14 protein-coding genes are annotated in these 16,964 nt (G+C 42.9%); 13 read left to right on the forward strand and 1 reads right to left on the reverse strand.

What is annotated here, in order from left to right; genetic code table 11:
- Positions 1-11 precede the first annotated feature (11 nt).
- The 9 genes from U0035_RS14745 to bglX all read left to right on the forward strand — a co-directional run bounded on the left by U0035_RS14745 (position 12) and on the right by bglX (position 13,893).
- The gene (locus U0035_RS14745) at positions 12-1,589 is read left to right on the forward strand and encodes a RagB/SusD family nutrient uptake outer membrane protein (RefSeq protein ID WP_114791963.1); all 1,578 of its coding nucleotides are present in this window, start codon (positions 12-14) and stop codon (positions 1,587-1,589) included.
- A 15-nt stretch (positions 1,590-1,604) separates the two neighbouring features.
- Positions 1,605-2,468, forward strand: a complete 864-nt coding sequence (locus U0035_RS14750) for a LamG domain-containing protein (protein WP_114791962.1) — start codon at positions 1,605-1,607, stop codon at positions 2,466-2,468.
- A gap of 130 nt (positions 2,469-2,598) precedes the next feature.
- The gene (locus U0035_RS14755; protein WP_114791961.1) at positions 2,599-3,783 is read left to right on the forward strand and encodes a multiheme c-type cytochrome; all 1,185 of its coding nucleotides are present in this window, start codon (positions 2,599-2,601) and stop codon (positions 3,781-3,783) included.
- Between the two features lie 16 nt (positions 3,784-3,799).
- Positions 3,800-5,248, forward strand: a complete 1,449-nt coding sequence (locus U0035_RS14760) for a glycoside hydrolase family 30 protein (RefSeq protein WP_114791960.1) — start codon at positions 3,800-3,802, stop codon at positions 5,246-5,248.
- Between the two features lie 67 nt (positions 5,249-5,315).
- On the forward strand, positions 5,316-6,992 hold the full coding sequence (locus U0035_RS14765) for a glucoamylase family protein (RefSeq protein WP_245957773.1): 1,677 nt from the start codon (positions 5,316-5,318) through the stop codon (positions 6,990-6,992).
- 107 nt (positions 6,993-7,099) lie between these two features.
- A complete protein-coding gene (locus U0035_RS14770) occupies positions 7,100-8,467 on the forward strand; it encodes a glucoamylase family protein (RefSeq protein ID WP_114791958.1) in 1,368 nt (455 codons plus the stop codon).
- Positions 8,451-9,722 (forward strand): glucoamylase family protein, encoded by a 1,272-nt coding sequence (locus U0035_RS14775; protein WP_245957772.1) that lies wholly within the window; start codon positions 8,451-8,453, stop codon positions 9,720-9,722. The genes U0035_RS14770 and U0035_RS14775 overlap by 17 nt, the downstream gene beginning before the upstream one ends.
- Positions 9,723-9,848: 126 nt before the next feature.
- Positions 9,849-11,570, forward strand: a complete 1,722-nt coding sequence (locus tag U0035_RS14780) for a family 43 glycosylhydrolase (protein WP_114791957.1) — start codon at positions 9,849-9,851, stop codon at positions 11,568-11,570.
- Positions 11,571-11,610: 40 nt separating this feature from the next.
- Entirely contained in the window at positions 11,611-13,893 is a 2,283-nt protein-coding gene (bglX, locus tag U0035_RS14785) for a beta-glucosidase BglX (protein WP_114791956.1), read from the forward strand.
- 63 nt (positions 13,894-13,956) lie between these two features.
- Here bglX and U0035_RS14790 read toward each other — a convergent pair whose 3' ends face one another.
- The gene (locus U0035_RS14790; protein ID WP_114791955.1) at positions 13,957-14,514 is read right to left on the reverse strand and encodes a PhnA domain-containing protein; all 558 of its coding nucleotides are present in this window, start codon (positions 14,512-14,514) and stop codon (positions 13,957-13,959) included.
- A gap of 118 nt (positions 14,515-14,632) precedes the next feature.
- Here U0035_RS14790 and U0035_RS14795 point away from each other — a divergent pair, with 118 nt between their 5' ends.
- The 4 genes from U0035_RS14795 (at position 14,633) to U0035_RS14810 (ending at position 16,916) form a co-directional block, all read left to right on the forward strand.
- A complete protein-coding gene (locus tag U0035_RS14795; RefSeq protein ID WP_114791954.1) occupies positions 14,633-15,082 on the forward strand; it encodes an SRPBCC family protein in 450 nt (149 codons plus the stop codon).
- Between the two features lie 101 nt (positions 15,083-15,183).
- A complete protein-coding gene (locus U0035_RS14800; RefSeq protein ID WP_211316487.1) occupies positions 15,184-15,783 on the forward strand; it encodes an RNA polymerase sigma-70 factor in 600 nt (199 codons plus the stop codon).
- A 54-nt stretch (positions 15,784-15,837) separates the two neighbouring features.
- A complete protein-coding gene (locus U0035_RS14805; protein ID WP_114791952.1) occupies positions 15,838-16,500 on the forward strand; it encodes a FecR family protein in 663 nt (220 codons plus the stop codon).
- Between the two features lie 80 nt (positions 16,501-16,580).
- Positions 16,581-16,916, forward strand: a complete 336-nt coding sequence (locus U0035_RS14810; RefSeq protein WP_162817943.1) for a FecR domain-containing protein — start codon at positions 16,581-16,583, stop codon at positions 16,914-16,916.
- The last annotated feature ends 48 nt before the right edge of the window (positions 16,917-16,964 follow it).

The raw sequence follows: 16,964 nt of genomic DNA on the forward strand, positions 1-16,964 counted from the left end.
GATAATATATTATGAAACAGTTGAAAAATGGTTGGTTTATATATGCACTGGCCTTTTCACTTTTAGGTGCAGTCGGGTGCAAAAAATTTTTGGATAGAGAGCCTCTAACAGCCACACTGCCCGATTTAAAGCAAGGCGCTTTAGAGTCGCAATCATATAATATGTACCGGTTAATGCGCACTAATTCCGGACTTACCGAACTGGTATGGCTGGATTTTCATAGCATCAGGGATGATGATGCCCAAAAGGGGAGTGATGCAGGAGATGGCACAGAAGTGGTAGGTATGTATGATAAATTCGGTTACGCAAAGAGTGGGTGGGCGCCGGATACTTACTGGAACGATCATTATGCATTAATTACTGCGGCCAATACATCTATTCATCTAGCCAAAACAAATAACCTCACGGATGCAGCTTCTTTAAGGAACGTGGGGGAAGCGTGTTTCTTTATGGCGCATAGTTATTTTGAGCTGGTAAAAGCTTACGGTGAAGTACCAATCGTGAATTTTTTTGTATCAAAACCGAGTGATGCCATTCGTCCAAAATCAAGTGTCGAAGATGTATACAAGTTTATCGATTCAAACTTGCTGGTTGCAGAAAGGTTATTGCCACTTACATCAGCAGAGTACGGTGCGGGCTTTGATGGCCGGCTCACCAGGGCAGCTGCCCACACTTTAGCTGCACAAACATTCTTGTTTAGAAAACAGTGGGATTCAGTATTAAATAGAGTCAATAAGGTAATAGACATGAATAAATACTCCTTGCCGAAGTTTACCGATGTGTGGAAGGATGGTAAAAGTGGTGCAGGCAAAAACGGACCCGAATCTATTTGGGAAATGCAATCTACAGTAGGTGAAAATGGAGCAAACATATCGGCAAAGGATCAGGGCTCTAACTGGGCAGTTTCTCAAAATGTTCGTAGAAACGGAGCTCCGGTATTTTGGAATTTCGGCTGGGGCTGGAATACGCCAACAGACAAACTTGAATCAGAATGGCCTTCTACTGATCCGCGAAAAAAGGCTACCATTTTATATTCGGGTCAATACGACGGAGGACCAGAGCAAGGTGGCTATGGTCTTACTTTGCCAGCTTACACTAACCCGGAAGGAGCTGGGGGGCTAGCTCAGAAATTCTGGAATAAGAAGGTTTATGCTGATCCTGAGATGAGAACTTTTACTGGTTTTATTGATGGAGGTGCCGGTCGCTGGATCAACCGCCGTATACTGCGCTATGCTGACGTGATATTAATGAAAGCAGAGGCGGCTAATGAAAAAGGAGATGGTGCAACCGCAGAAGCTATGCTGGAATTGGTTAGAAACCGCGCCAGTGGCTTTTTGGGTACGGGAAGAGCCATCGTGCCTAAAATAGCATTCACAGGGCAGGCACAAATGCGCCAGGCCATAAAAGATGAGCGCCGTTGGGAGTTTGCTATGGAAGGATATCGGTTTTACGATTTAGTGCGTTGGGGTGATGCAGTAACGATTTTAGGTCCGTTGGGCTTTACTCCTCGTTGCCAATATCATCCTATACCACAGGCTGCTATAGATTTGTCTGGTGGTGTTTTGAAACAAAATCCAAACTGGAATTAATTAAATTATTACGTAATGAAAAATATAATAAAGAGTTTTTTATTGATTGGTGGAGGAATAATGATACTCACTTCATGTCAAAAATTTGAACGTCCCGGATTAGGAGAGTATCCAAGCGATAAGCCAGTTACTCCCAGCACTCCTTTGCGTTTTTATGTACCATTCGATTCTACAAAACTGGAGGCAAAGCAAATTAATATAAGATTTGGGGATGAAATTTCCGGACGTCCTTCATTTTTTGTTGATAAGGCTATCTCATATGATCAGGGTGTCAGCGGAACTGCCTATAAAGGCGCAGATGGTGTTGCCGTGCGATATCTGGATGCAAATGATATGAAAAGTGCTACCAGTTTTACAGTAGCTTTTTGGATGAAGCAATCAGTTGCAGAGGCTGCCGGAAGGACTCAGTTTGTGTTTTCTTTTGTAGATGAAACTTATAGCTGGGCCAAGAGTGCGATGTTCATGATGGTAGAACATGCTACGGCTACTGATGCAACAGTGAAGGTTACTATTATGGACCAGTGGTTAGAGTTCGCCGGAGACAATAAGCTGAAAAAGCCGATGTTTGACGGTAACTGGCACCATTGGGCAATGACCTACGATCAGGCAACTTCTAAACTGAGCTACTACTTCGATGGCGTTAATGTATCCGCTCCGGCAGCTGCTACCGATGTAAAAAAATCTGGCGCGCCGAGAGGAGCATTAGACTTTTCTAAAGCATCCAGTCTGGTAATTGGAGGATATAACAGGCAGGGCGGAGCCCCGGCTGCCTCTGACGATTGGATGAAATCCTTTGCGGGCAGTATAGATCAATTCCGGATGTATAATAAGGTATTGACCATTGCCGAAATTAAGGAGTTATTTGAAGGGAAGAAATAGCTTGATCCTTTAATAAGTACATTAAAAATACCTACTTAAAGACTGACATTATGTTGGTCTTTTAAGGTTTAAAAAAATTGTTATTCTTTATATTTTTAAACATAATAAGAAGTGGCTAGTAATTGTTCTTATGGTAGCAATAGTTTTTTTATTGTGGCAATGTAGAAATGGAGAGGGTACTGTCGAAAAGTTAAGCAAAGTTGATGGTTCGCAATATGTGGGCTCAAAAGCATGCGAGTCGTGTCATAAAGAAATTGTACAGCAACATTTAAAAACAGCTCATTACAATACCACAAAATCTGCTACCAATGATCAGGATATTATCGGAGGATTTACAAGTGCCAAGAATTTGTATGACTTTGGTAACGGCAATCAAGTAAGAGTTGAAAAAAGAGGCGATTCCGTGTATCAGGTGGCTTATGTTCAGGGTGATGAAATGAAAATACAAAGCATCTGTGTGTTATTTGGTGCCGGCAAGCATGCTCAGTCCTATGCATCCTGGGTGGGCGATAAATTAGTGCAATTACCACTTACCTATTTTGTGGAGCATCAGGCTTTGAGCAATAGCCCGGGCTATCCCAATAAAATAGTATACAATAGGGTTATTACCTCCCGTTGTATGGAATGCCATACTACTTTTGCTGAAGTAATTAAAACGAACGGCAACCTGGAGGAGTTTAGTAAAAAGTCGGTAATGTATGGAATATCTTGCGAAAAATGCCATGGACCTGCCGCCGATCATGTAGCTTTTCATACAAAAAATCCTAAAGATACAATTGGTAAAAACATCATCAGTACCAAAGGATTTACCCGCCAGCAGCAAATAGATATGTGTGCGGTGTGTCATTCGGGAACTATGAATGAATTACAACCCCCTTTCAGTTTTAAGTCCGGAGATCAACTATCAGATTTTTATGCGTACAATATTGTAGCACCGGATATAGAAAGTTTAGATGTACACGGCAACCAGTACGGCATGCTTTCTTTGAGTGAATGTTTCGTAAAAAGTGAAATGACATGTAATAGTTGCCATAATTCACATGAAAGGGAAGATGGACATAAGAACGTTTTCTCACAAAAATGCATGAACTGTCATAGCCGGCGTTTGCACAATTTTTGTAGTAATAAAGCGGTTACAATGAATCGTTTAGAAGAGAATTGTATAGATTGTCACATGCCTGCCAGGCCATCCAATGCAATCATGTTTACTGATCAAGGTACGAAAAAGAAAACAGGTGTGCAAATGCGTACGCATTACATTAAAATATATCCGGAAGAAACAAAAACTATCGTAGCGTATATTAATAAGAAATAAAATATTTTTTTCAATCATGCACCCTAAAAAATCTTTATTAGCCTTATATCTGCTGGCGTTGGTCTCTATTTGTGCTCAATGCAATAAAAATAGCAGCGGAGAGAAAACACCAACTCCCCCCAACCCGTCTGGCCTCATTAACGAAGTAGACGTATGGCTGACAAAAGGAGATAAGACTGTATTGTTGCAAAAACAAAGCAAAGTCATCAGTTTTTCCGGTACTGTTAATGGCAACTCTACTATCGAAGTTGATGATAGCAAGCAATATCAAACCATGGACGGTTTTGGATATACACTCACAGGCGGCAGCGCTGCTTTAATTAACCAGATGGAGTCTACGAAAAAGGCTGCATTGATTGCTGAGCTTTTTGGAACCGGGATTAATGATATCGGGATCAGTTACATACGCGTAAGCATGGGCGCGTCCGACCTGGATGCAACTGTGTTTAGTTATAACGATTTACCAGCCGGAGAAACGGATGGTCCTCAAAACAAATTCAGTATAGCCGCAGATAAAGTGCATCTGATACCTATACTAAAAATGGTGTTGGCTATTAATCCTAGTATCAAAATTATTGCTACTCCCTGGAGTCCTCCTGCATGGATGAAGGATAACAATAACAGTGTTGGGGGTAGCCTTAAGTCCGAATACTATGCGTCTTATGCGACTTATTTTATAAAATATATTATGGCAATGAAAGCTGAGGGCATTACGATTAATGCCGTTACGCCGCAAAATGAACCATTGCACCCGGGGAATAATCCCAGCATGTATATGACAGCAGAACAGCAAAGAGACTTTATAAAGAATAATCTGGGACCGGCATTCGTGGCACAGGGAATACAAACAAAGATTATCCTGTATGATCATAATCTTGATAAACCAGAGTATCCGCTCACTATATTAAATGATGCCACTGCCAGGCAATATGTGGATGGAACTGCCTTCCATTTTTATGCCGGAGATATTTCGGCCATGTCACAGATATATAATGCTTATCCCGATAAGAATGTATATTTTACAGAGCAATGGACAGACTCGGAAGGCCAGTTTGCAGGAGATCTAAAATGGCATATCAAAAATATTATCATAGCCACATCAAGGAATTGGAGTAAAATAGCATTGGCCTGGAATCTGGCTAATGATCCATACATGGGACCTCACACGCCTGGCGGTTGTACCCGATGCCTCGGGGCTCTAACAATCAACGGTTCTGCAGTTACCAAAAATGTAGCCTACTACAATATTGCGCATGCTTCTAAATTTGTGCCTGCAGGCTCTAAGCGCATAGAAAGCAGCAATAGTGCACAGGTTTCTAACGTAGCATTTCTTACGCCGCAGGGTAAAAAAGTAATGATCGTTGTAAATGACAATAATAATACGGCTTCTTTCAATATTAAATACAAAGGCAAACTGGCCCCGGTAAGCCTGGAGGGTAATTCGGTTGCTACATTTGTATGGTAATTGCAACTATTAACGTTGCTATTCAAAAAAATCTATTGCCACACTTGTTTTGTAGAACAATATGAAAGTGAAATATTCAGATACCATTATTTTTACAGGGCTTCTACTATCAATGGCGTGTAGTAAGAAGGGCAACAATGGTACAGATCAATCTGTTGCGCCGCCGTTGGTATTAAAAAGTATCACGATCCAGGATCAACCGTTTGGCGCTGTCGCAATCAATCAGCCGGTTCAACCAGTTATTCAATTAATATTGTCAGAACCTGTAAAACCAGGAACTGTAGCCGGGGCTATCACTTTGAAAGATCCGTCGGGCAATACGGTACCGCTTCAGGCTGTGGCCAGTAATGGGGGAATTACAGTAAAACCCAATAGTAGTTTATCATATCTTACAAAATATAGTATTATTGTCAATAGCTCATTGCAATCTTTATCCGGCGGTAATTTACAAGCCGCAGTTAATAATAGTTTTGTCACTCATCTTGACTCTTCCCGAAAATTTCCCGCACTTACCAATGAGCAGCTTTTGGATAAAGTACAGCAGCAAACCTTAAAATATTTCTGGGATTTTGCGCATCCCACAAGCGGCATGATCAGGGAGGGTAGTAAACATGCGCCGGATATTGTCACCAGCGGTGGTACTGGCTTTGGAGTAATGGCGCTGATCGCAGGGATGGAAAGAGGTTTCATCGACAAAGCGCAGGGATTGGAGCGGATAAAAACGATGGTATCATTTTTAAAAGATAAAGCACAACGTTTCCACGGAGCTTTTCCTCACTGGATGAACGGCGCTTCGGGGGCCGTTATTCCGTTTAGCGCTAATGATAATGGCGCCGACCTGGTTGAGACTTCGCTCCTGATGATGGGGTTAATAACAGCCCGCCAATACTTTACCGGGGCTGATGCTTCGGAAGCTAACCTGCGAAATGATATCAATAACTTATGGAAAGCCGTGGAGTGGGACTGGTTCAGGCAGAACAGCCAAAACGCTTTATACTGGCATTGGAGTCCCTCTTCAGCCTGGACAATGAACCTGAAAGTGCAGGGTTGGAATGAATGCCTGATCACCTATGTACTGGCTGCATCTTCTGCTACGCATACCATCACAAAGGATGTGTATGATAATGGCTGGGCCAGAAATGGCGCATTCAAAAACGGGAATACTTATTATACATACCCTCTGCCATTAGGTGAAAATATGGGCGGTCCGCTGTTTTTGGCGCATTACTCCTTTATGGGCATTAATCCTAACGGATTGAGTGATGCCTATGCTAATTATCAAACGCAAACAAAAAATCATACGCTTATCAATCACGAGTATTGCAAGGCTAACCCCAAAGGATATTATGGATACAGTGATTCGGTATGGGGTCTGACGGCCAGCAATATTAAAGACGGCTATACAGCGTCATCACCCACTAATGACCAGGGCTTTATTGCACCCACCGCGGCTATTGCTTCTATGCCTTACACACCGGCCGAATCGATGGCGGCATTGAAGTTCTTTTATTATGTATTAGGAGACAAATTGTTTAAGGAGTATGGATTTGTGGATGCTTTTTCTTTAGATGTGGTGAAGAATAATGGCGCCTGGTTTGCCGATGCTCATTTAGCTATTGACCAGGGACCTATTGTAGTAATGATCGAAAACTACAGATCGGGTTTGCTATGGAATTTATTTATGAGTGCGCCGGAAGTAAAAGCCGGAATGAAAAAACTGGGCTTTAGCGGACCTGACTTATAGAGTTGCGATTCGTCATTCAACCCTATCTTCAGAAGTTTTATTCGGGGCAGAAGGTTTGGACGCATCACTTGTCAGGTACTTCATATTTTTATTGACAAAACGTAATTATGAAAATCAGAAAGTACTTTTTACCCATTTTTATTTTTTTAACTGCGGCGTCCACAATAGCAACTGCACAAAAACCAGTTGCTCTTAAACCCGCGGGTATTCCTTACACGGTTAAAGTAGATAAAAACATTTCTGATTCTGCGCTTATTGACCTGGTGCAAAAACAAACCATCCGTTATTTCTGGGATTTTGCCCACCCGGTAAGCGGATTGGCGCGTGAACGTAGTAATGTATCTTTTAACTATGGGCCTGAAGTAACTACTACAGGGGGAACAGGTTTTGGCATTATGGCCCTGATCGTGGGTGTCAATCGGGGATGGATCGAAAGAGACACCGCAGCCCGCTTTATGTTGAAAATGGTGAAGTTTCTTTCCAAAGCAGATGCCTACCACGGCGTGTTCCCGCACTGGCTGGATGGGGCAACGGGCAGGACCATTCCTTTTAGCAGGAAGGATGATGGGGCTGATTTAGTTGAATCATCCTTTTTGTTCCAGGGCTTACTAACGGCCAGGCAGTATTTCAACGGTACCAATGATGTAGAGCGTGATTTGCGCAATCGCATTAACTGGTTGTGGAATGATATAGAATGGAACTGGTTTACCAATGGTGGCCAAAATGTATTGTACTGGCACTGGAGCCCCAATAACGGCTGGGCAATGGACTTCCCGGTGCGCGGCTTTAATGAATGTTTGATCATGTATGTGCTTGCGGCATCCACTCCCAACGAAAAATACCAGGTACCGGCCTCTATATATCACCGGGGGTGGGCACAAAGCGATTTCTTTATCAATAAACGCAAATTCTATAATTATACATTGCCCTTAGGTTTTGATTACGGCGGGCCCTTATTCTTTTCGCATTATTCCTTCCTCGGACTTTCTCCCAGGGGTTTAAAAGACCGTTATGCTGATTACTGGGAGCAGAACCAGAGTCATTCTTTGATCAATTATAGCTACTGTGTAGACAATCCTAAAGCTTTTAAAGGATATGGAGAAAATTGCTGGGGACTCACGGCAAGCGATACCTATAACGGGTACGATGCTCATTCTCCTACCAATGATCATGGAACCATAACTCCCACGGCAGCGCTCTCGGCATTTCCCTATGCCCCGGCGCAGTCGATGAAAGCATTAAGACATTTTTATGTAGATCTGGGAGACAAAATATGGAGCCCTTATGGCTTTACCGACGCCTTCAATAAAACACAAAACTGGTATGCAACATCACACCTGGCTATCGATCAGGGCCCGATTGTTGTAATGATAGAAAATTACAGAACAGGCTTGCTGTGGAATCTTTTTATGAGTTGTCCTGAAATAAAAAATGGTTTAAAAAAGCTGGGCTTTACAAGTGGGTATCATCAGTAAAAATAAAATTCAAAAAAGTAACCAGGAACGATTGAGCGATGAGGCTTTGCTGGAGCTCGTGCAGCAACGCACGTTCCGGTATTTCCGGGATTTTGCCGAGCCGAACTCTGGTATGGCGCGCGAGCGTAACCGCGACACATTTCAAAACGTAGTCACCACGGGTGGTTCTGGGTTTGGCGTGATGGCAGTTATTGTGGCAACGGAACGAAAATGGATCACCAGAAATGAAGCTGTTATCCGTATAAAGCAAATATTATCCTTTTTGTCGGGGGCAGACCGGTACCATGGCGCTTTTGCCCACTGGATCGATGGTAACACCGGCAAAACGGTTCCCTTTAGCAAAAAAGATAATGGAGCAGATCTGGTTGAGACCTCTTTTTTATTCCAGGGACTTTTAACCGCACGCCAGTATTTTACCAAAAGAAACAAAGATGAAAAATGGATACGGGAAACCATAACTAGCCTGTGGGAGCAGGTAGAGTGGCAATGGTTTACGAGAGGCCGCGATGTTTTATACTGGCATTGGAGCCCGGAGCATCAATGGAAAATGAACCTGAAGATTGAAGGATATAACGAAGCGCTGATTACCTATATACTGGCGGCAGCATCTCCGCAACACGCAATATCCAGAGATGTATATGACAGCGGTTGGGCCCGAAATGATTCCATGAAAAATGGGCGAACCTTTTATGATGTGCAACTTCCTTTAGGACCAGATTTCGGCGGTCCGCTCTTCTTTGCACATTTTGGTTTTGCAGGATTAGATCCCCGTGGGTTAAAAGACCGCTTTGCCGATTACGGTAAACAGAACCTGGCACATGTAAAAATCAACTACAGGTATTGCATTGACAATCCATCCGGTTTTAAAGGATACGGGAAAGAAAGCTGGGGTCTGTCTGCCTGCGATTATAAGAAACGATACCATGAACAATCGCCGTTAAAAGATAATGGAACAATCTGCTGCTCAGCGGCATTGGCCAGTATGCCTTATACGCCCAAAGAATCAATGGCAGCTTTACGTTATTTTTATGAAGAATTGAGCAGCAAAATTTTCGGGGAATACGGCTTTACGGACAGCTTCAATCAAACCCATAACTGGCATGCCGATTCTTACCTGGCCATTAACCAGGGAATTACTATTTTAATGATTGAAAATTATCGCACCGGTTTGCTTTGGAATCTTTTTATGAGCGATCCAGATATAAAGAGCGGCTTATCCCGTTTGGGATTTAGAAGTCCCTGGCTAACAAAATAATTTTTTATGATACCAGCTTTAAGAATATATAGCAGCAGATTTGCGACGTCCATCTGCCCATTGTGCAGGCTCCGTTTAACAGTGCTGCTGCTATCATCTTTTTTGTGCTCAGCACTTAGGGCGCAGATGGGAAATGCAAATAAAGCCGATACTTATTGTAATCCTATAAATATTGATTATGGCTATACGCCCATTCCTAATTTCAGTACCTGGGGGCGTCATCGTGCAACGGCTGACCCGGTGATTGTTAATTATAAAGGGGATTATTATCTGTTCAGCACCAATCAGTGGGGCTATTGGTGGAGCAACAATATGTTGAACTGGAAGTTTATATCTAAAAAGTTCCTGCGCCCATGGAACGCAGGTGTATATGATGAGTTGTGTGCGCCTGCTGTAGGCATTATCGGAGATACCATGCTTGTGTTTGGTTCCACCTATTCCCGCAACTTTACGATCTGGATGAGCACCAATCCAAAGGCCAACGAATGGAAGCCGCTGGTTGACTCTTTTGATATCGGCGGATGGGACCCTTCTTTCTTCACGGATGAGGATCAGGGGCTATACATGTACAATGGCAGCAGCAATAAGTTTCCTATGTATGGAGTAGAGTTGGATAGAAAAACGATGGTGCCGCAAGGCGCCCGGAAAGAAATGTATTTATTGGAGCCCTGGCGTTTTGGCTGGCAGCGCTTTGGCGAACATATGGACAATACTTTTTTAGATCCGTTTATAGAAGGCAGCCATATGACCAAACATAAAGGGAAATACTATTTGCAGTATGGCGCGCCCGGTACCGAGTTCAGCGGTTATGCTGACGGCTTATTGGTAGGAACGGGCCCGCTTGGTCCTTTTGAAGCGCAGTCCGATCCTTTAAGTATAAAACTGGGAGGCTATGTACGTGGTGCAGGTCATGGCGCTACTTTCAAAGATAACTATAATCGCTTCTGGCATGTATCCACTACCGTACTTTCGGTAAAAAATACATTTGAACGCCGCCTGGGTATCTGGCCTACAGGTTTTGACGCCGACGGTACGATGTGGTGCAATACCACTTTTGGCGACTATCCACATTATATTCCATCGGGAACCATAAAGGATGGCTATGGAGAAAATGGACTGTCACCTTATTTTACGGGGTGGATGCTGCTTAACTACAACAAGCCGGTACAGTCGTCTTCAACATTAGGAAGCTATGGTCCCAATAACGCCGTAGATGAGTTGATGAAAACTTACTGGAGCGCGAAAACAGGTGATAAGGGTGAATGGTTTCAAACAGATTTGGGCAATATTTCTACAGTACACGCCGTTCAGATCAATTATGCGGACCAGGATGTGGCTGACGACAGGTTAGGCAAGTTTAACGATCAATATCATCAGTATAAGTTGTATTACTCATTGGACGGAAAAAAGTGGACCCTGTTAGTTGATAAGAGTGCTAATAAAACGGACATCCCGCATGAGTATATACAGTTAAACCAACCGGTACAGGCGCGCTTTATTAAACTGGAAAATATACACATGCCAACCGGGAAATTTGCACTAAGCGGTTTCAGGGTGTTTGGTAATGGAAATGGCTCAACGCCCGGTATAGTAAGAGATTTTGTTGTACTGAGAACTGAAAAGGATAAACGCAGCGCCTTTATAAAATGGAACCCGGTAGATAATGCATTTGCTTATAATATTTTTTATGGTACGCATCCTGATAAATTGTATACCAGCATCATGGTACATAATAACAATGAATACTGGATGAAGGCGATGGATTCTCAAAAGCCCTATTATTACTGTATCCAGTCGGTTAATGAAAACGGGGTGAGTGAGAGAAGTAAGGTTATAAAGGTAGACTGATGTATATATCAGCTTATAATTATAAATTAAAATTTGCTATATGGTAAAGAACGCGTTATTGTCAGTTGTTTTTCTTTTTGTTTTGGTAAGCATAGCTGGCGCCCAGGGGGGTGATGCCGCTATGAACAGCTATATCAGCAATCTGATGAGCAGGATGACGCTGGACGAAAAAATTGGTCAGCTGAATTTACCCAGCGCCGGTGAATTCACTACGGGAACGGCTACCAATTCTGATATCGGGGTAAATGTAAAAAAAGGGCTGGTGGGCGGACTCTTCAATATCAAGGGCGTAGAAAAGATCAAAGCCATTCAAAAAGTAGCGGTAGAGGAAAGCCGCATGAAAATCCCTATGCTTTTTGGTATGGATGTGATACACGGTTACGAAACGACTTTCCCCGTTCCATTGGGCTTATCCTGTACCTGGGACATGAAAGCTGTAGAACAATCGGCCCGCATTGCGGCCATGGAGGCCAGCGCCGACGGTATCGGCTGGACCTTTAGTCCTATGGTGGATGTGTCCCGCGATCCGCGCTGGGGACGGGTTTCGGAAGGCAATGGCGAAGACCCCTATTTAGGGTCACAAATTGCCAGGGCGATGGTTAAAGGCTACCAGGGCGATTTAAAGTCAAATAGTAATATACTGGCTTGTGTAAAACACTATGCCTTATATGGTGCAGGGGAAGCTGGTCGGGATTATAATACGGTAGATATGAGCCGCATCCGGATGTACAATGAATATTTCCCCCCTTACAAAGCTGCTGTTGACGCAGGAGTCGGAAGTGTAATGGCTTCATTTAATGAAATAGATGGTATTCCTGCCACAGGTAATAAATGGTTGTTGACCGATGTGTTACGTAAGCAGTGGGGCTTTAAAGGCTTTGTAGTAACGGATTATACAGGTATCAACGAAATGGTGGATCATGGAATGGGTGATCTGCAGGCAGTATCAGCGCTTGCTTTAAAAGCAGGTGTGGATATGGATATGGTGGGCGAAGGATTCTTAAAGACGCTGAAAAAATCTTTAACAGATAAAAAGGTGACAGCGGCAGAAATTGACCTGGCTTGTCGCCGCATGCTGGAAGCAAAGTATAAACTGGGACTGTTTAAAGATCCTTACAAATACTGCGATGAAACTCGTGCTAAAAATGAAATTTTTACAGATGCTAACCGGAAAATAGCCCGGCAGATCGCTGCAGAAAGTTTTGTGTTATTGAAGAACCAGGACAATGTACTGCCTTTAAAAAAAGCAGGAAAGATTGCTTTGATAGGCCCACTGGCCGATGCCGCCAATAATATGGCCGGTACATGGAGCGTAGCTACCAAACAGGATAAGTCTATATCCGTTTTAGCCGGATTAAAACAAGTATTAGGAAATAGTGCCGAAGTGCTTTATGCAAAAGGAAGTAATCTTACCGCAGACGCCGTGTTGGAAGAGCGGGCTACCATGTTTGGCAAGGGCTTAAACCGGGATCAACGCAGCGAGGAGGAGCTGGCTAAAGAAGCGCTGAAGATGGCAGCCCAAGCGGATGTGATTGTTGCGGCCATGGGTGAATCAGCCGAGTTTAGCGGGGAAGCCAGCAGCCGTTCCAATATTGATATCCCTGAAACACAGCAAAAACTCCTGAAACAATTACTGGCCACCGGCAAGCCCTTGGTATTAGTATTATTTGCTGGTCGTCCGTTAACATTGAGCTGGGAAGAGAAAAATGTACCGGCCATCCTGAATGTTTGGTTTGGGGGAAGTGAAGCGGGTACCGCTATTGCTGATGTATTATTCGGCGATGTAAACCCCTCGGGTAAATTAACTATGAGCTTCCCGCAGAACCTGGGACAGATCCCTATCTACTATGCTCATAAAAATACCGGTCGCCCGTTAGCAGAGGGCAAGTGGTTTCAGAAATTCAGAAGTAATTATATTGATGTAAGTAACGATCCCCTGTACCCTTTTGGATATGGCTTAGGCTATAGCTCTTTTACGTACAGTGATGTAAAGTTGAGCAGTGCATCTCTAAAAGGCAATCAAACTTTAAAAGCCAGCATTACGCTGACAAACTCCGGTAAGTATGACGGAAAAGAAGTAGTGCAACTGTATATAAGGGATGTGGTGGGTAGTGTAACCAGGCCCATGAAGGAGCTGAAAGGGTTTCAGAAGGTAGCCGTTAAAGCTGGTGAATCTAAAACTATCATCTTCAATATTACGCCCGAAGATTTAAAATTCTATAACAGCAACCTGAAGTACGATTGGGAGCCGGGTGAATTTGAAATAATGGTGGGTAGCAACTCCAGGGATGTTAAAATGCAAAAAGTCAACTGGGTGAAATAAATCGTCCCTATTAAATAGGCCAGGGTTTAAACCCCGGCCTGTTTATTGGGATAATATATCGTCCTAACCTTTCTTTACGTATTTGGTAAGAATAACAATAGTCTGATCGTTGATCTTTCCTTCAATCTGCTCTACATTATCCGGTACCAGTCTTATTCTTTTCACCACCGTTCCTTTAGCTGCAGTAAAGCTGGTTCCTTTTACATTCAAACCCTGGGTAAGTGTTACAGTGTCGCCACTTTCAAGGGTGTTGCCAAATGCATCTTTATGTACCTCGGCTACTTCAAATGCGCTAAGCGCCCATTGAATTACAGGTTCTTCCAACTCAACAGACTGTATAACGTCATTAGCCCAATCGTTATCCCTGCAGGTATACAACAGCCGGTAGCTTAATGCCTGTACAACCGGTTCTGTATTCCAGATACTTCCTTCCAGGCATCTCCAGTACTCGCTTTTATCTTCATTTTTAATAGCCTCGAAGCAGCTGTCGCAAAGGGCTGCCTGGTGTTCAGCTGAAGCATCATCCTTAGGACTTAGTGTATACTCATGTACTGCGGGTAAGGCTGAGCAAAGTTCGCAGGTTCCGCCACTTCGCTCTGTTAGTTTTGTGTTGATTGACATAATACTTCTTTTAAAATGCCGCAAAAGTAATATTAATGTAGTTGCCGCGTTAAATAAATGATGGTAACTTACCTACATAATATAAATTAATCAGGATCAATTTTTTTAATCAACTACTATGACAAATAATGTGATCATTGAAACCCAAATGCTGGTACGCAAGCCGGTGCAAATTGTTTTTAATGCCTTTATTGATCCGTTAATCACAACAAAATTCTGGTTTACCAAGTCCAGCGGCCCCTTACAGGAAGGGACCACCGTAACCTGGGAATGGGAGATGTATCAGGTTTCGAGTAATGTCACAACTAAAAAAATTATACCTGGACAATTCATTTCAACAGAATGGGGAGACCCCGCTACTACTGTTGATTATGAATTCAATGCATTAACGGAAGACACCACTTATGTGGTAATAAAAAATTACGGCTTTAATCTTTCCGGTGAGGCATTGATTGCTGCAGTGATGAACAATACCGGTGGGTTTACCACTGTATTAGATGGTTTGAAAGCTTACCTGGAGTATGGCATAGAGCTCCACCTGGTAGGTGATAAGTTTATAAAAAAGTAACGCCATGGCGCCTGGCCTTCGGGTCTTGCAATAAATGAGTAACTGGCATAGTGTATGCTTGTAGAATGGAATTACTTATATTTGTTTTGACGCTTGCTTGCATGATGCACGAAGATAGATTGCCCGATAACGTTTTTACTGAGAAGTGGAAGCACCTGATTGCCGCTGGTAATGAAGATGCTTTCAGGGAGATGTTCAATGCCTATGCCGGCCGTTTAACGGCATTTGCTTTTTCCATTACCAAGAACAAAGAAGCGTCAATTGAAATAATGGACGAAGTGTTCATTAAGATATGGAAACATAAAGAACAGCTGACCCGGATTACCAATATAACTACCTACCTATATACGGCTACTAAAAATACGGCACTCAATTTCTTATCTCATAAAAGCAGGGAAACTCATTTGCAGGCGTTCGACTTTATTAATATTGAGCTTATGGAAGAAGAGCGTCCTGACCAGCGATTGATATCGTCCGAAATTTTATCAAAAATTAAAAAAGCGGTAGAAGGACTTCCTCCCAGGTGTAAAATAATTTTTAAGCTGGTTCGCGAAGATGGCTTAAAATATAAGGAAGCTGCAGAAGTACTGGGCGTTTCGGAGAAGACCATAGATGCCCAGATGGTGATTGCGGTAAAGCGTATAGGAGACGCTGTCGGCAGTTATTTTGATTGTTTTCCCGCCAGGTTTCAAAAAAAATAAAAATTCTTTAGGGTCATCTTTCCTTTTGGTTGTCTATTATAATAGAACAGCTATATGAAGGAAGAACTGGCCATACTACTATCCCGTAAATTATCAGGGGAGGCTACGCCCGCGGAATTAAAGAAACTCGGGGAATGGATCAGGGACAACCCTCAGGATCATTATGTTATTGAGTCGGTTCAGCTGTATTGGCACAGTATGCCTGGACAGGACTTTTTTAATATTTCGGATAATGCGCATTTTGAGCGGATACTGAATAAAGCTGAAACATCCGCTGTTCCACTGTATGGTTTACAAAAGGCGGAGAAAAAAGACCGGCCATTGTGGTTGAAATGGATCGCTGCGGCTGCCTTTATTGGCTTTGCAATTGTAGCCGCGATCATGTTCCAGCAACAGTTGCAAAAAGGCGATGGCGCGAAGAACGATATTGTAACCAGCCGGGGAATAAGGTCAAAGATCATTTTACCCGATGGTACCAAAGTTTGGCTGAACGCCGATACGAGGCTGAATTTTGATAAAAAGTTTAATGGCGCGTTAAGGGAGGTTTATCTGGATGGAGAAGCTTTTTTCGATGTTGTCCAAAATAAGGAACGGCCCTTTATTGTGCATACTTCGGATATTGACATACGGGTACTGGGTACCGCATTCAATGTGAAGTCGTATAAAGAGGAGGCTACAATTGAGGCAACCCTGATCCATGGCTCCATACAGGTGTAACTAAGCAGAAGGAGTGTATACCCAAAATTATACTCAGTCCCAATGAAAAGCTGGTATTTAATAAGTTAATCGGAAAAGTTGTGGAGTCGCCTGATCACCTGCCCATGGTTCAACAAAAAGAACCTCAATACCTGGTGTCAAAAATTGCGGTAAACGAAAGCAATGACTCATCGATTGTAGAAACTGCCTGGGTCCACAACCGGTTATTGTTTGACGGAGATTCATTTAGAGAACTGGCGATAAAGATGGAACGCTGGTTTGATGTACAAATAAAGTTTGAGAGCACAGAAGTAGCCAATTACCGTTTGCGCGGAGCATTCGAAGATGAAACGATTGGGGAAGCCTTAAAAGCCCTGCAACAAATCGCCAATTTTAAATTTACTGTAAGAGATAAAACTGTAACGATAGCTAAATAAAAAACCGGAGAATGCTGCAACATTCACCGGTGATAAGATAAACGGAAT

Source organism: Niabella yanshanensis (assembly GCF_034424215.1).
Lineage (GTDB): Bacteria > Bacteroidota > Bacteroidia > Chitinophagales > Chitinophagaceae > Niabella > Niabella yanshanensis.

What these genes read in the sequence shown, in the direction of transcription:
- U0035_RS14745 (WP_114791963.1), top strand. Translation starts at nt 12, where the DNA reads ATGAAACAGTTGAAAAATGGTTGGTTTATATATGCACTGGCCTTTTCA.
- U0035_RS14750 (WP_114791962.1), top strand. Translation starts at nt 1,605, where the DNA reads ATGAAAAATATAATAAAGAGTTTTTTATTGATTGGTGGAGGAATAATG.
- U0035_RS14755 (WP_114791961.1), top strand. Translation starts at nt 2,599, where the DNA reads ATGGTAGCAATAGTTTTTTTATTGTGGCAATGTAGAAATGGAGAGGGT.
- U0035_RS14760 (WP_114791960.1), top strand. Translation starts at nt 3,800, where the DNA reads ATGCACCCTAAAAAATCTTTATTAGCCTTATATCTGCTGGCGTTGGTC.
- U0035_RS14770 (WP_114791958.1), top strand. Translation starts at nt 7,100, where the DNA reads ATGAAAATCAGAAAGTACTTTTTACCCATTTTTATTTTTTTAACTGCG.
- U0035_RS14780 (WP_114791957.1), top strand. Translation starts at nt 9,849, where the DNA reads ATGGGAAATGCAAATAAAGCCGATACTTATTGTAATCCTATAAATATT.
- bglX (WP_114791956.1), top strand. Translation starts at nt 11,611, where the DNA reads ATGGTAAAGAACGCGTTATTGTCAGTTGTTTTTCTTTTTGTTTTGGTA.
- U0035_RS14790 (WP_114791955.1), bottom strand. Translation starts at nt 14,514, where the DNA reads ATGTCAATCAACACAAAACTAACAGAGCGAAGTGGCGGAACCTGCGAA.
- U0035_RS14795 (WP_114791954.1), top strand. Translation starts at nt 14,633, where the DNA reads ATGACAAATAATGTGATCATTGAAACCCAAATGCTGGTACGCAAGCCG.
- U0035_RS14800 (WP_211316487.1), top strand. Translation starts at nt 15,184, where the DNA reads ATGATGCACGAAGATAGATTGCCCGATAACGTTTTTACTGAGAAGTGG.
- U0035_RS14805 (WP_114791952.1), top strand. Translation starts at nt 15,838, where the DNA reads ATGAAGGAAGAACTGGCCATACTACTATCCCGTAAATTATCAGGGGAG.